Annotated in this window: 13 protein-coding genes; 5 read left to right on the forward strand and 8 right to left on the reverse strand. The window is 61.2% G+C overall.

The annotated features are described in order from the left end of the window. Window positions 1-52: 52 nt before the first annotated feature. The 3 genes from PMI03_RS30490 to PMI03_RS30500 form a co-directional block, all read right to left on the reverse strand. Window positions 53-505: a GNAT family N-acetyltransferase gene (locus PMI03_RS30490; protein WP_007703752.1), complete on the reverse strand. Its 453-nt coding sequence runs from the start codon at window positions 503-505 to the stop codon at window positions 53-55. A 48-nt stretch (window positions 506-553) separates the two neighbouring features. Further along, window positions 554-1513 carry a 4-hydroxybenzoate octaprenyltransferase gene (gene ubiA / locus PMI03_RS30495; RefSeq protein WP_007703754.1) on the reverse strand — a complete coding sequence of 320 codons (960 nt, stop codon included), beginning with the start codon at window positions 1511-1513 and terminating at the stop codon, window positions 554-556. A 64-nt stretch (window positions 1514-1577) separates the two neighbouring features. Next, window positions 1578-2351, reverse strand: a complete 774-nt coding sequence (locus PMI03_RS30500) for a MipA/OmpV family protein (protein WP_178125486.1) — start codon at window positions 2349-2351, stop codon at window positions 1578-1580. A gap of 322 nt (window positions 2352-2673) precedes the next feature. Here PMI03_RS30500 and PMI03_RS30505 point away from each other — a divergent pair, with 322 nt between their 5' ends. Further along, the gene (locus PMI03_RS30505; RefSeq protein ID WP_234907538.1) at window positions 2674-3093 is read left to right on the forward strand and encodes a hypothetical protein; all 420 of its coding nucleotides are present in this window, start codon (window positions 2674-2676) and stop codon (window positions 3091-3093) included. Between the two features lie 109 nt (window positions 3094-3202). Beyond that, a complete protein-coding gene (locus PMI03_RS31960) occupies window positions 3203-3619 on the forward strand; it encodes a hypothetical protein (RefSeq protein ID WP_131596048.1) in 417 nt (138 codons plus the stop codon). 87 nt (window positions 3620-3706) lie between these two features. Here the strand turns inward: PMI03_RS31960 and PMI03_RS30510 are convergent, their stop codons facing one another. Beyond that, window positions 3707-4966: a cyclopropane-fatty-acyl-phospholipid synthase family protein gene (locus PMI03_RS30510; protein ID WP_007703762.1), complete on the reverse strand. Its 1260-nt coding sequence runs from the start codon at window positions 4964-4966 to the stop codon at window positions 3707-3709. A 145-nt stretch (window positions 4967-5111) separates the two neighbouring features. Then, window positions 5112-7421, reverse strand: a complete 2310-nt coding sequence (locus PMI03_RS30515) for a Tex family protein (protein ID WP_007703766.1) — start codon at window positions 7419-7421, stop codon at window positions 5112-5114. Window positions 7422-7666: 245 nt separating this feature from the next. Between PMI03_RS30515 and purD the strand changes: the two genes are divergently transcribed. The 3 genes from purD to PMI03_RS30530 all read left to right on the forward strand — a co-directional run bounded on the left by purD (window position 7667) and on the right by PMI03_RS30530 (window position 11692). Further along, on the forward strand, window positions 7667-8938 hold the full coding sequence (gene purD / locus PMI03_RS30520; RefSeq protein ID WP_007703767.1) for a phosphoribosylamine--glycine ligase: 1272 nt from the start codon (window positions 7667-7669) through the stop codon (window positions 8936-8938). Between the two features lie 120 nt (window positions 8939-9058). Then, complete coding sequence (locus PMI03_RS30525) at window positions 9059-9487, forward strand: plant virulence effector HPE1-like domain-containing protein (RefSeq protein WP_007703769.1); 429 nt, start codon at window positions 9059-9061, stop codon at window positions 9485-9487. A gap of 390 nt (window positions 9488-9877) precedes the next feature. Continuing rightward, a complete protein-coding gene (locus tag PMI03_RS30530) occupies window positions 9878-11692 on the forward strand; it encodes a methyl-accepting chemotaxis protein (protein WP_007703771.1) in 1815 nt (604 codons plus the stop codon). A 73-nt stretch (window positions 11693-11765) separates the two neighbouring features. On the opposite strand, the gene PMI03_RS30535 is transcribed toward PMI03_RS30530, so the two are convergent. From PMI03_RS30535 to PMI03_RS31300, 3 genes are read right to left on the reverse strand one after another with little or no spacing between them, the layout of a single operon-like run. Then, a complete protein-coding gene (locus PMI03_RS30535) occupies window positions 11766-12260 on the reverse strand; it encodes a DUF523 domain-containing protein (protein WP_007703776.1) in 495 nt (164 codons plus the stop codon). 14 nt (window positions 12261-12274) lie between these two features. Continuing rightward, window positions 12275-14503 (reverse strand): glycine--tRNA ligase subunit beta, encoded by a 2229-nt coding sequence (gene glyS, locus PMI03_RS30540; protein WP_007703778.1) that lies wholly within the window; start codon window positions 14501-14503, stop codon window positions 12275-12277. A 1-nt stretch (window position 14504) separates the two neighbouring features. Next, window positions 14505-14861 carry an endonuclease domain-containing protein gene (locus PMI03_RS31300; RefSeq protein WP_012651037.1) on the reverse strand — a complete coding sequence of 119 codons (357 nt, stop codon included), beginning with the start codon at window positions 14859-14861 and terminating at the stop codon, window positions 14505-14507. Window positions 14862-15158: the final 297 nt, after the last annotated feature.

Here is a 15158-nt window from a genome sequence, read left to right on the forward strand (position 1 = left end):
CTGGTATTCGTCAGACATCGGTCGTGGGGCATCAGCCCTGCGGCCGATTTCGTTATGGCAGCGAGCGCTCCATGATGATCGTCCGCTCATCGCCGTGGTAACTATCCTCGACAGCCTTGAATCCGAGCCTGGCATAGAAAGCTTCTGCGGTGACGGATGACGGCACAGTTAGGAGCGTGACACCCTTGATGTATGCTATCCGCTCAATCTCGGCCATCAACCGAGTTCCGGTCCCCTGACCTTGCACCGAAGGGGAAACGAACACCGTGCGGACCACAGCACCATCGAGGCTGGCGGTGCCGACCACATCCCCGCCTTTCATCGCGACGAGAACCGTCCGGCTGACCATAAGCTTTCGCACCGCGGCGGGGCTGAAACTCTGCGTGACACGGGCGATGATATCCTGCGAATAGTCTTTCGCGTTGGTTTCGCGAAGCGCGGACAGGATCACCGCGCTGATGGCATTCGCATCACTTTCGCGAGCCGGTCGGACATCGCACGCCATGGCAAGCACCCATCGCTGGTTATGTGACGGCAATCCGGCTCGTTTTCATCAGGCAACAAGAAACAGGAACGACAGGAATAGGCCGGCGAAGATAATAAGGCCGACCTTGCCGTTGAATTTGAACAGCGCCAGGCACTGCTCCCCATTGTTGATGTCGAGCACGGCGATCTGATAGGCGAACATGCCGCCGGCAACGAGAAGGCCGACATAGGAGAGCCATCCCGCCCCCGCCAGCGCGAAGGACAGTAGCATCAGCACCAGCGCGACACCGTAGAGGCCAATCAGCCAGAGGCGGGTCTTGTCGCCGAAGAGCCGGGCGGTGGAGCGCACGCCGATCAGCTCGTCATCCTCCTTGTCCTGATGGGCGTAGATCGTGTCGTAACCGATCGTCCACAGGATGGCGGCTGCATAAAGCATGATGGGCGCAAGCGACAGGCTGCCGAACAGCCCGGCCCAGCCCATCAGCGCGCCCCAGGAAAAGGCGAGCCCCAAGAAAAACTGCGGCCAGTCGGTAAAGCGCTTGGCAAACGGATAGAGCGCGACGATGGCGAGCGACAAGACGCCGAGAATGACGGCGAACCAGTTGAACTGCAAAAGCACCAGCAGCCCGACCAGCGCCTGTAGCGCGATAAAGACCTTGGCCTGGAAGCGCGTCACGCGGCCCGACGGCAGCGGACGCGAGCGTGTGCGGGCCACTTCCATGTCGATCTTGTGATCGACCAGATCATTATAGGTGCAGCCGGCGCCGCGCATGGCGACCGCGCCGATGAAATAGAGGATGAGGTGGTAGACCACCAGAAAGCCGGGCGACTGCCCCACTGCGGCGGCGGCATTGGCGGCAAGAGCCGCCGACCAGAAGCACGGCCACATCAAGAGCTGCCAGCCGATCGGCCTGTCCCAGCGCGCGAGCTGCGCATAGGGCCAAAGCACCGGGGGCAGGATGCGGTAAACCCAGTTGCCGGACGGCGCGTCGGCGACGCGCCCGTTGATATCACCTGTCTTTTGCATAGGCGAGTAGTAGTGATATCCGCCGCCCGCGGTCAAGCGGCGGGGCCGCAGCCCCGCGCTTTTCTCAGTTCATCGTGAAATTGAACTTGTAGCTGGCGGAGACGCCGACCAGCAGCTGATTGCGATCGCCACGCTCGCGCACAAGGCTGCTGTCACCGGCCGGGCCGGTAAGACGCGTGTATTCCAGGAAAGTACTGGTGGTCCAGTTCTCGGACGGTTTCCACGTCAATGCGCCGCCGGCACCGACGGATTTCACCCCGCCGCCCGGATTGTAGCGGCTGAGGCCGGATGCCGCCGCCGTCCGTGCATCGACGCCGTAGTAGGTGTTGAAATAATCGTTGGAGGCGAGCGTCATGCGCGGACCGCCGGACAGGCGCAGTTCCGGCGTGATATCGACGAAGGCGTCGACGGCGGCATCGGCAACAATGCCGCTATGGGCACGAATGCCCTGGCGGACTTCGACGCGGGCGCGCAGCCAGTCGGTCGGATAGGCCTCGGCAAAGCCGCCGGCCTCAAGGCCCCACTTTACCTTCTTCAGGCCCCTCAGCTCGCGACCATCGCTGCTGTCTCGGCTCGGCACGAACTTGCCGACGATACCGGCGCGGAAGGCGTCACTCTCGATCAAGGCAAAGGACGGATTGTCGTTGCGCGAGGAGAAGCGTGGCCCCGGACCCTGCTTGCCGACAGAGATCAACGGCGACCACTGCAGTTTATTGTGCTTGCTGCCTTCGAACTTGGGCGCCGAGAAACCGGCCGCACCGACGCTTAGGTACCAGTTACCCGACCAGAAGTACTGGCCGTCTCCGGCCGAAGCCGCCCCAGCGGACGCGACGAACAAGCCGAGGGTGAAAAATAGACGCGACTTCGCAAACACATGCAACTCCTTGATACGCAATACAACGGAGCCATACACACGCTCCGAGAGTTGTCTCAAATTATCCGGATCGCATTACCGCTCCCTTAACCAAGCGCTGCCGAATGCGTGATCGACGGCACAATTTTCAACGCGACTTGCATTGGCTTCCAGCTTGCGCCGATCTGTCGCAGCGATTTAATTTTGGCATGCGCTACTCAATCAAGGGTGTCCCCCAGGGCTCAGGCATAAACAATGAATTTCCAATATAAAGATTAAACGAGAGAGTGGAATGAAACCCGGATCTTTGATTTATCTCGGCGCGTTTCTCAGCGTCGGCATGGCGCTTTCAGGCTGCGTGTCCGCGCCAATTGGCGGCGCCAAGCAAAGCCAGTTTTCAGGCAGGGTTGCGCCCGGCAAGAAGACACGGATCACAGGCGCTTCGCTGGTGAAGCCGGATTGTACCTTTGCAGGCTTTCCCTATACCGGCATCATCAAGCAACCTGCCCATGGTAAGGTCGAGGTCGAGCATGGTCCGGTTGCATCAAAGTTTCCCAAGGACAGCAACGCCTACCTTTGCAGCGGCAAACCTGTCCAAGGAAACAATATCTTCTACACCTCCAACCCCGGCTTCGCCGGAACCGATCAATTCACGGTCCGTCTCACAGGGCTGAATACAGACGGCACAGTGCAAGACAGAACATTCGCGGTTCATGTCGGCAAGTAACTGGACCATCGCCGTATCACATCCGCAGGAGTGAGGCGGCGGCGAGGTCGAAAATCGAACACAGAACTATGAGGCCATGGTTCGGTGTTCGCTTTCGAAAGGGGACAAAATGCAAAACAGCTATCTGGTCCGCGGCAGTATCTTGCTCGCCGTCACTGGCCTAGCGCTTTCAGGCTGCGTCAGCGCGCCGTTCGGCGGAACGAGGCAGGAACAACGTGCGATAACGGCCGTCTCGGGCAAAAAAACATCGCTCGTAATCATGTTTTCTGCAACAAAAGATTGCAAAAATACATACTACACTTATCCGGAAACTATCAGATACCCAGATCATGGTAACATCAGTTTTGAAGTTCACTCAGGTCGCCCAAAAGCAATAACCGAGGGTTCCAGTCCAGCGTGCCGCCAAAAATCGGTGGAAGGTGCCGTCGTTTTCTACCGATCCGATCCAGGGTTTGTCGGCTCCGACCGAGCGACCTTTCGCCGGCCAGGACTGACGACTGATGTTGCGATCAAGGTGGTCAAATAGCGGCTCGATGTTTGGCCATACAATGACAAAACGCCGGCCCCATGTTCTCCATGCGGCCGGCGCAACCTTCCAAACGATGACAAACCTTCAGAACACGATCTTCTCAAGCGGCGCCCGGGTCGCCTCGAATTCCCTGAGCTTCGCCTCACGCTCGCCGATATAGTTGCGGTTGTCGGGAACCGCGAACTGGTTCTTGGTGATTTGGATCTGCATGATGAAAAGCTCATCCCAGCGGAAGCCCATTTCCGAGCCGGCCAGGTAGAACTCCCACATACGGAAGAAGTTCTCATCGTAAAGCGCCACGGCCTCGGCCTTGCGCGCCACGAAGCGGTTGCGCCAGTGCCTTAGCGTATGGGCATAGTGCATCGGCAGGATTTCGACATCCTTGACCAAGAGCCCGGCCTTTTCCAGCGGCGGCAGGGTCTCGCCGACCGAGGGGATATAGCCGCCCGGGAAGATATACTTCTCGATGAAGGCGTTGGTCGCAAAGCTTGGCTTCGGACGGGCGATGGAATGCAGCAGCATGACGCCGTTGTCGTCGAGCAGCTCCGAAACCTTGTTGAAGTATTTGCGGTAATCGCCGATGCCGACATGCTCGAACATGCCGACCGAGACGATGCGGTCGAACTTCCTGTCCTTCAGATAGCGGTAATCCTGCAGCTCGAAGCGGACGCGATCGGACAGGCCGCGCTTGGCGGCGCGTTCACGCGAGACCTTGAGCTGCTCTTCGCTCAGCGTAATGCCGGTAAAATCGAGGCCGGGATTGGCTTCGGCAAGATACATGCCCATGCCTCCCCAGCCAGAGCCGATCTCCAGAACACGCTGGCCGGGCTCGACCAGCAGCTTGGCGGCGATATGGCGCTTCTTGGCCACCTGTGCCTCGTCCAGGCTGATACCCGGTGGCACGAAATAGGCGCAGGAATATTGCCAATCCTCGTCGAGGAACAGATCGAACAGCTTGGCCGAGAGATCGTAGTGATGCGCAACATTGTATTTGTTGCGGTTGATCGGCGAACGGCTCTTGAGCTGCTGCCAGACGATGCGGCCGATCAGCAGCGTCGCCATACGCATATCAAAGATTTCGTTGGTGGTATTCTGCTTCACCAGCGCGAGGAAATCATAGATATCCCCCTGCTCAAGAATGAAGCGCCCTTCCATATACATTTCGCCGAGCTTCAGCGTCGGATCGCGAGCGACCGCGTCCTCCGCCTGTTGGTCGGCGATGCGGACGGCGACTGTTTCGCCGGATCCATCGCCGATCATGTGCGTCTCGCCGGAAGCAAGCGTAAGTTTCAGGGAGCCTTTACGGACCAGTTTTTTGACAAGAGAGAACAGTGCCGACGCCATGGACGCCTCGAATGTTATGACATGACAATAGCGCTAACTTTAGCGCCTCAGAACATTGTGGCAAGCGCAGCTTTTTGCACTCTGTGGCACTCCGGCAACAACGCCGCCGGAGTGTGATATTCTTGCAATAATTCGTGCTAAGTACTTATTTTCGCTTGAATGCGTCCGCCAGAGCGGCACCGAAACTACCCTGCTGAGGGGTATTCGGACGACTATTGTTCTTACCGCCTGCGTTGCGCGCGCCATTTTGCTCTCGCGACTCACGCGCAGCCGGGGCCGCCTCAGCGCCGCCATCCTTGCGCATCGTCAGACTGATTCGCTTCCGCTTGGCGTCGACGTCCACAACCTTCACTTTCACGACATCGCCCGCCTTGACGATCTCGTGCGGGTCTTTCACAAAGCGATCGGCAAGCTGCGAGACATGCACAAGGCCGTCCTGGTGAACGCCGATATCGACGAAGGCGCCGAAGGCGGCGACGTTGGTTACCGTACCCTCCAGCAGCATGCCGGGCTTGAGGTCGCTGATCTCATTGATCCCCTCCGCGAAGGTCGCGGTCTTGAAGCTCGGGCGCGGGTCGCGACCCGGCTTTTCCAGCTCGGCGATGATGTCGCGCACCGTTGGCAGGCCGAATTTTTCGTCGATGAATTGGCGCGGGTCGACCGCCTTCAGCGCAGTCGCATCACCCATCAGGCTGCGCAGATCGCGGCCGCAGGCAGCAACGATCTTCTTGGCGACGCCATAGGCTTCCGGATGCACGGAGGAGGCGTCGAGCGGCTCCTTGCCATTGGGGATGCGCAGGAAGCCGGCGCATTGCTCGAAGGTACGCTGACCGAGGCGGGCGACTTTCAGGAGATCACGCCGCGTCTCGAAACGACCCTCGCCGTCGCGATGCTTGACAATCGCATCGGCAATCGACGGCCCGAGGCCGGAGACCCGGGCGAGCAGCGGCGCGGATGCCGTATTCAGATCGACGCCGACGGCGTTCACCGCGTCTTCCACGACAGCATCCAGTGAGCGCGACAGCTTCAGCTGATCGACATCGTGCTGGTATTGGCCGACGCCGATCGATTTCGGCTCGATCTTGACCAGCTCGGCCAACGGATCCTGCAAACGGCGGGCGATGGAGACGGCGCCGCGCAGCGAGACGTCGAGGCCTGGGAATTCCAGCGCCGCGGTCTCTGAGGCCGAATAGACGGAGGCGCCCGCTTCGGAAACGATAACCTTGGTCGGTTTCGGGGCCGGCAGGTCGGCGAGCATATCCGCCACCAGCTTTTCCGTCTCGCGGCTGCCGGTGCCGTTGCCGATCGAGATCAGCTCGACATTGTGCTTGCGGACCAGCGCCGCCAGGGTCGCCTGCGTGCCTCGCACATCGTTCCTCGGTGGGAACGGATAGACCGTCGTCGTCTCCAGCACCTTACCGGTGCCGTCGACCACGGCGACCTTGACGCCTGTGCGGATGCCGGGATCGAGGCCCATGGTCGCGCGCGAGCCGGCAGGCGCCGCCAGCAGCAGATCCTTCAGATTGCGGGCGAAGACGTGGATCGCCTCCTCCTCGGCGCGCTCGCGCAGCTCCCGCATCAGATCGAGCGACAGCGACATGGAGAGCTTCACACGCCAGGTCCAGCTCGCGACCTCCGTCAGCCAGCGGTCGCCGGGACGGCTCGAGCCGATCTCGTAGGTCGTGGCGACCATTCGCTCGACCGGCTTGTTCGGCGAGACGGCATCAACGTCGATCTCGATGGTCAGCGTCAGCACCTCTTCGTTCCAGCCGCGCAGCATGGCAAGCGCGCGGTGGCCGGGGGCGGTTGCCCAGCGTTCCTGATGGTCGAAATAGTCGGAGAATTTCGCGCCCGCTTCCTGCTTGCCGTCGACGACCTTGGCCTTCAGTGCGGCATTGGTTTTCATGTAGGTGCGTAGCTTACCGAGCAGGTCGGCATTTTCGGCAATACCTTCGGCGATGATATCGCGCGCGCCTTCAAGCGCCGTCTTCACATCAGGCACGTCGGCGGTGAGAAAGCCCTCGGCCAGAGTAGCCGGCTCCTTGGAGCGGTCGGCAAGAATGGTATCGGCAAGCGGACCGAGGCCGCGCTCCCTGGCGATCTCGGCGCGGGTGCGGCGCTTCTGCTTATAGGGCAGGTAAAGGTCTTCCAGCTCGGCCTTGGTAGCGACGACGGCGATCTTGTGCATCAGCTCGTCGGTCATCTTGCCCTGGCCGTTGATCGACTCGACGATGGCGGACCGGCGGGCTTCGAGCTCGCGCAGATAGACAAGGCGTTCCGCCAGCGTGCGCAACTGGCCGTCATCGAGACCGCCGGTCACTTCCTTGCGATAGCGGGCGATGAACGGCACCGTCGCGCCTTCGTCGAGAAGCTCGATCGCGGCCTTGGCCTGATCGGGGCGCGAATTGATCTCGTTGGCAATAGTTGCGGCAAGGGAGCGAATGTCGGCGGCCATATGTCTCTCTGAACTGAACTCGGTGGCGGGACCATAGGCGTGATCCCGGAAAGTACGAAACGGTTTCGGACGAGATCGCCGATCCGGACAACCGGGAGGGATCGCGATTCGAAAACCAGCGTCCCGCTTTAGCGAGATAAAAAGGCAGGGCAATGTTGCTGCCCACGCCTCCACAGGATTTGCCGCTTGACCTTTGGGCTCTGCCCCCTTAACCGCGCACAAGAACCTAATGAAGAGGGCAAGCCATGAAAGTTCTGTTAATCGGATCGGGCGGACGCGAGCATGCGCTGGCCTGGAAACTGGCGCAATCGCCGCTGATGACGGAATTCTATGCCGCGCCCGGCAATCCCGGCATTGCCGAATATGCGACGCTTGCCGCCCTCGACATCGAGGACCATGGCGCGGTTGTCGCCTTCTGCAAGGAAAAGGCCATCGACTTCGTCGTCGTCGGCCCGGAGGCACCGCTGGTCGCGGGTATCGCCGATGCACTACGCGCCGCGGGTATTGCTGTATTCGGCCCATCCACGGCCGCCGCTCAGCTCGAGGGCTCCAAGGGTTTCACCAAGGATATCTGCGCCCGCTATAATATCCCGACCGGCGCCTACCAACGCTTCAACAATGCGCCGAAAGCCAAAGTCTATATCCGTGAGCAAGGTGCGCCGATCGTCGTCAAGGCAGACGGGCTTGCCGCCGGCAAGGGTGTGACGGTCGCCATGACGGTCGACGAGGCGCTTGCCGCGGTCGATGACTGCTTCGAGGGTGCATTTGGCGAGGCCGGTGCCGAAGTGGTGATCGAAGCCTATCTCGATGGCGAGGAGGCCAGCTTCTTCTGCCTTAGTGACGGCAAGCATGCCCTGGCGCTTGCCACCGCCCAGGACCACAAGCGTGTCGGCGACGGCGATACCGGCCCGAACACCGGCGGTATGGGCGCCTATTCTCCCGCTCCTGTGATGACGGCGGAGATGGTCGAGCGGACCATGAAGGAGATCATCGAGCCGACAATGCGCGGCATGGCCGAAAGCGGCTATCCCTTCTCCGGCGTCTTCTTCGCCGGGCTGATGATCACCGCGAAAGGGCCAGAACTGATCGAATACAATGTCCGCTTCGGCGATCCGGAATGCCAGGTGCTGATGATGCGGCTAAAGAGCGACCTGCTGCCGCTGCTTCTGGCGTGCGCCAACGGCACGCTGGATCAGGTCGACGCGGAATGGAGCGACGACGTGGCGCTGTCCGTGGTCATGGCCTCGAAGGGCTATCCCGGTTCCTATGCCAAGAACACGCCGATCGCGGCGCTGCCCGCCGATAGCGAGGGCGCCAAGGTGTTTCATGCCGGCACGGCGCTGAAGGATGGCGCGCTGGTTGCGACCGGCGGTCGGGTGCTGAACGTCACCGCCACCGGCAGGACCGTTAGCGAGGCGCAGAAGCGCGCCTATGCCCTTGCCAGCAAGGTAGAGTGGGAAAACGGCTTCAATCGTAGCGACATCGGCTGGCAGGCCATCGCGCGGGAAAAAGCCTGAAAACGTAAACGCAAAGCCTGTTCCGAATTCTCGTCTCCACTAAACTTTTACCTAATCTCCTGACGGGATGGAAACAAAGACGCGCTAATCTCTCGGTCACGATAAGACGGAGTGGTAGTTATGCGTCCCTTCTTCCTGACCTTGGCATGCGTGCTGGCCGCCGGCTCGGCCATGGCGTCGTCGATCCAACCCATCGACAGCAAGACGCAGACAGGCGGCGGCAGCATCCTCGACAAGGTCTGCACCGATTGCCCGGCCATCAAGCCGCAAATCGTCAAGAAGGACTATGTGGTGCCGGAACTGACGCCGGGCACGCAATCCATCGTCATCCGCGACGTCGACGGCCAGAAGAAGGTGGTGCGTACCGAGGCCTGGATGGGCGGCTCGCCGGTCGTCTTCATCTCCAAGCCGACGCCCGAGGCGCTGGCGGCCGCGAACACAGCGCCCGACGGCATCGACATGACCGCAAAGACCGCGGCCCTGCCCAAGCACGCCCGGACGCAGGAGCCTGCACCGCTCGACCTCTCCGGCTTCCAGCTTCGCCAGTAAAATAGCTGTCCGATCCAGTTCCCTGCCCCGCCCGGCCAAAGTTTCGGTCGACGGGGTCCGCCGCAAGGCGGACCAATGCGCCCCTGAAGAGAAGCAGGGGCGCATTCGTTTTTCATGGACAAAGCGCGGACGCTTTGCTTGCGGCTCAAGATAATATTGAAATTGGTTCAACATTATTTATCGCGGCGCAACATATCTCACGCTCAAGGCCACTTAATTGCCGATCCCGCTGTTTTGATTAAATCTTTATTAGACATAAAACGCGAGTTTACTTGAACCGGACAGCAGCATGTCTTTTCGAGCAGCGGCAAGCGTATTGGGACTCTCTCAGACGATCGCACAGGCGGTAGGAAACCGCGCCGGTATCACCTTACCCTGTTGCGAGGCACTATGAAGAATCTCAAGATCGCACATCAGCTCTTTGCCCTTCTGGGCGTGCTTATGGCCGTTTTCGCCGTGGCAACCTATCTGCAAATCCGCTCATCGGCCGACGCGATCTATAGCGAGCGTTACGAAATGCTGCGTACGCAGGTGGAATCCGGCATTTCCGTGCTGAATTTCTATTATGCTCAGGAGCAGGCTGGCAAGCTGACCGAAGAACAAGCCAAGGCCCAGGCCTATGCCGTCGTCAACAGCATGAAATATACGCCAGACGGCTATCTCTTCGGCTATGACTACGACGTCAACATGGTCTTCCATTATGACAAGTCGAAAATCGGCCTGAGCCTGAAGGGACAACCCGACCCGAAGGGCCACTATTATCGTGAGGAACTGGTCAAACTCGGCCAGCAAGGCGGCGGCCTCTCCGACTTCTACGCCAACAAACCCGGCCAGCCGGCCGATGCCATGTTCCCCAAAACCGCCTATGCCCGCGCCTTCGAGCCCTGGAAGGTCGTTGTCGTTACCGGCGTCTACATGGACGACCTCGGCGCGCAGGTCGAGGCGAAGATCTGGACGACCTTGTGGTCCACCCTCGCGCTCTTCATCGTAGTGCTCGGTGCTGCTTTTGTCGTGATCCGCGGCATCACCAAACCGCTCACCGAGGTTCACGCTGCGCTCAAGGCCGTTGCCGACGAGGACGTGAAAATCACCATACCGCATGCCGGCATGCGCAACGAGATCGGCTTGATGGCCAAGGCCACTCTGGCGCTGCAGGAGAAGATCCGCGAGCGTCATGCATTGACCGAACGCCAGGTCGCGCAGGATGAGGAAATCAACGCCGAGCGCCAACAGAACCTGCGTCAACAGCAGGACGAGGCCGAAGAACAGGCCCGCGTCGTCTCGACCATCGGCAAGGCGCTGGAGCAACTCGCACGGGGCGACCTGACCGTGCGCTGCGACGATATCGGCATCAGCTATGCCGGCCTGCGCAACAACTTCAACGAGGCGCTCTCCCATCTCGAGGCCGCCATGGGTCGGGTCAATGCCAAGGGCAACGACATCGGCGTCAGCAAGGAAGAGATCCGCCGTGCCTCCAACGAACTGTCGCAGCGCACCGAGCGCCAGGCCGCCAGCCTGGAAGAAACCTCGGCGGCACTCGACGAGCTTACCGTCGCTGTCCGCCAGACGGCGGAAGGCGCGCATGAGGCCAGCAAGCGCGTTCACGCCGTCAGCACCGAGGCGTCACGCAGCGACGCCGTGGTTGCCCAGGCGATCGAGGCGATGAGCGGTATCGAAAAGTCGTCCACGGAGATCAGCAAGATCATCGGCGTCATCGACGAAATCGCCTTCCAGACCAACCTTCTGGCGCTCAACGCCGGGGTCGAGGCGGCTCGCGCCGGCGAATCCGGCAAGGGCTTTGCCGTCGTCGCCCAGGAAGTGCGCGAACTGGCCCAACGGTCCGCGGCAGCCGCCAAGGAGATCAAGGACCAGATCGCCCGCTCCTCCGGCCAGGTTGACCAAGGTGTCCGCCTTGTCGGCGAGGCCGGCGAAGCGCTGAAGCGCATCTCCGACCAGATCAAAGCGGCCAACGAGATCGTCTCGAAGATCGCCCACAGCGCCTCCGAGCAGGATACGACGCTGCGCTCAATCTCGTCGTCGATGAACCAACTCGACGCCGCCACGCAGCAGAACGCCGCCATGGCGGAGGAGACGACGGCATCGGCCGAAACGCTCGCCGCCGACACCGAGGACCTGCTCGGCCTGATCCGCGGCTTCCACGTCAGCGACAGCCGCCCCGTTGCACAGACTCGGCGCGCCGCATAGGCTACGCCGCAACGGGCATGACAAACCGCCGGGCACACCCGGCGGTTTTTCTTTGTCCAGATATCGAAGAGGATTACTCGGCGGCGGCAATCCGCTCGACCAGCCGGTCGATTTCATGATCGGAATAGACCTCGATGCCGGCCCGCTTCAGCAAGGCTGCTGTGACGCCATCGCCCGGATGCCGGCCGCCGGAAAAGGTGCCGTCGTAGGTGAAGCCCGAACCACAGGACGGGCTGCCATCGATGAGCAGAGCATAGCGGCAGCCGGTTTCCTTGGCGAGCGTCAAGGCGTTCTCGGCAGCTTGCCGAAACCCTTCGGTGACATCGCCGCCGCTGATTTCCATCACGCGCGCCGTGCCTGCAAGCACATCCTCGCCCGTTGCTCCCACAACAATTTCAGCCGGAGGCCGGGGCACGACCATTCCGGCCGACATCTCCGGACAGATGGTCACGAGACGCCCTTCTTCGCGCCATCGGTCGATGGCCGGATGAACAAGTGGCTTGGCGCGACCGTCATAGCGGACGGCGTGGCCCATGAGGCAGGCGCTGACGAGGATTTTTCCGGTCATCGCGCCTCCCTTTCTTACCCCGCAATCTTCGAGAAGTCGGCAACCGTCCCCGTTGCCTCGCGGATCAGGCGCAGCAGCGCCAGACGGTTGGCGCGGATGGCGGCGTCTTCGTCGTTGACGAGGACATCCCCGAAGAAGCGGTCGACCGGCGCGCGCAGCGTCGAAAGTGCCGCCATAGCGGAGCGGAAGTCTTCACCGACTATCGCGTTGGCGGCTTCGGCCGAAGCCTTGGTGACGGCGGCGAAAAGGTCTTTTTCGGCATCGAGCGTCAACAGGCTTTCGGAAACGCCATCGGCAACGACGGTGCCCTTCTTTTCCTCGGCGGCGAGGAGCTGCGTGGCGCGCTTGGTGCCGGCGAGCAGGTTCTTGCCGTCTTCCGAGGTAATGAAGGCCGTCAGCGCCTCGACGCGGCGGGCGACCATCAGGAGATCGTCAGCCTCCGGCGTCAGCACAGATTCGATGAGGTCGTAACGGGCGCCCTGATCGCGGAGATAGACCTTCAGACGGTCGTGGAAGAAGGCGAGAAGGTCTGCATCCTTCGTCACCGCCAGCAGCGGCAGCCGAACCTTGCGCTCCAGCAGAATGCGGACGACGCCCAAAGCCGCACGACGCAGCGCATAGGGGTCCTTCGAACCGGTGGGCTTTTCGTCGATCGCCCAGAAGCCCATCAGCGTGTCCAGCTTGTCGGCCAGCGCCACGGTGATTGCCACCTTGTCGTCCGGCACGCGGTCGGACGGACCTTGCGGCTTGTAATGATCCTCGATAGCAGCGGCGACGGAAGCGTCTTCACCCTGCAGCGCCGCATATTTGCGGCCCATGAGACCCTGAAGCTCGGGGAATTCGCCAACGGCTTCAGTGCGCAGGTCGGCCTTGGCGAGCACGGCCGCGCGGTCGACCTTGAGCGGATCGGCGCCGGTGATCTTGGCGAGTTCGGCCGCCAGCGTACGAATGCGGGCAACGCGTTCGCCCTGGCTGCCGAGCTTGGCATGGAAGGTGACGTTCAGCGCGTCGAGCTTGGCCATGCGCTGGTCGAGCGGCTTCTTCAGATCGAGGCCGAATTTCGCAGCGGAGGCCTCCAGCGTTTCGAGGTCCGGCAGATCGCCCTGGTCGCGCTTCCAGAAATGCAGCGCGTCGGAAAGACGGGCGCGCACGACCTTGCCGTTGCCGTGGATGATCTCCTTGCCGCCATCCGTCGCCTGAATGTTGGAGACGAGGATGAAGCGATTGGAGAGCGCACCCTCCCCTTGAGGGGGAGGGTTGGCACGAAGTGCCGGGGTGGGGTGATTTTGTTGGAGCAAGGGGTCACCCCCACCCGCAGCTTCGCTGCGACCTCCCCCGTTAAGGGGGAGGTGGGAGTCTTGCCGGCGGGTGACGAAACACTTCTGGTTGGTTTTGATGGTCAGGCGGATGATTTCCGAGGGGATCGACAGGTAATCCTCTTCGAAGGACCCCATCAACACCTGCGGCCATTCCACCAGGCCGGACACCTCTTCCAGCAGGCCCTCGTCCTCGACCAGTTCCAAACCGTTGGCAAAGGCGATGTCGCGGGCGTCATGCAGGATGATATCCTTGCGGCGCTCGGCATCAAGAATGACCTTGGCCTTGTCCAGGCTGGACACGTAATCGTCGAAACGCTTGACGGTGATCGGGCCCGGCGCATGGAAGCGGTGGCCGTAGGTCACGTTCGAGGCGACGATGCCGTCGATTTCGAAGGGGATGACCACCGTTTCTTCATGCTCTGTGCCGAACGTGCAGACGATCGACTGAAGCGGGCGCACCCAGCGCAGCGAGCCGGGCTTGGCCGACGCTTTGCCCCAGCGCATCGATTTCGGCCACGGAAAATCGCGGATGATCCAGGGCATGACGTCGGCAACGATCTCCTCGGCGGCACGGCCGGGCTTGGAGATGACAGCAACGTAGAAATCGCCCTTCTTCGGATCGCTCTGCACCTGTGCTTCGGAAACGGACGACAGACCAGCGCCGCGCAAAAAGCCTTCGATCGCCTTTTCGTTGGCGTCGGTGCGCGGCCCCTTGCGCTCCTCGCGCACATCGGCGGAGCGCGCCGTCACGCCGCGAATATCCAGCGTCAGACGTCGCGGCGTCCAATATTCGCGCACGCCCTCATAGGACAGACCAGCCTCGACCAGAGCGTCGGTCACCAGCTTCTTCAGATCGCCGGCAGCCTTGCGCTGCATACGGGCGGGAATTTCCTCGGAGCGGAGTTCGAGAAGGAGATCGGGCATGTCAATGTTCCTCACCCTCCCCTTGAGAGAGAGGGTCGGCACGGTGTGCCGGAGTGTGGTGAAAATGGTCGGCCTCTGCTAGCAAAATTTGCCGCTGCTGCACAATGGCAAATATCGTATCCAGAACAGCCTCAATCTCATCCGTTACCTCGGCAATCCAAAACCGGGCGACGTGATAGCCCTGATGTTCGAGAAATGCCGTGCGCTCGGCATCATAACGCCTTGCCGCATCTTCCGCGTGCTGGCTGCCGTCGAGTTCGATAATCAAACCTATCTGGTGGCAGGCGAAATCAGCGAAATAGCGCCCAATCGGAACTTGGCGTCGAAAATGCGTGCCTTCGATGGGGATGCGCCACAAATGCTTCCAAGCTTCGTCTCGGCATCGGTTGAACCAGCGCGCAGGCGGCGACTGTTCGCGATTTTGAAGCGATCAAGTTTGGAGGGTTTCTTGGCATAGGCGATCTCTAACCTATTGAAATAGAAAATCTCTATGCGGCCACAAGCACCCTCCCCTTAAGGGGGATGGTCGGACCAAAGGTCCGGGGTGGGGTGATCGCGGCAACCTCTGCAGCCAGCCAATTGTCACCCCCACCCGCCGCTTTGCGGCGACCTCCCCCCTCCAGGAGGAGGTGTTATACTACCGACCCGGCGCGAC

Source organism: Rhizobium sp. AP16, assembly GCF_000281735.1.
Lineage (GTDB): Bacteria > Pseudomonadota > Alphaproteobacteria > Rhizobiales > Rhizobiaceae > Rhizobium > Rhizobium rhizogenes.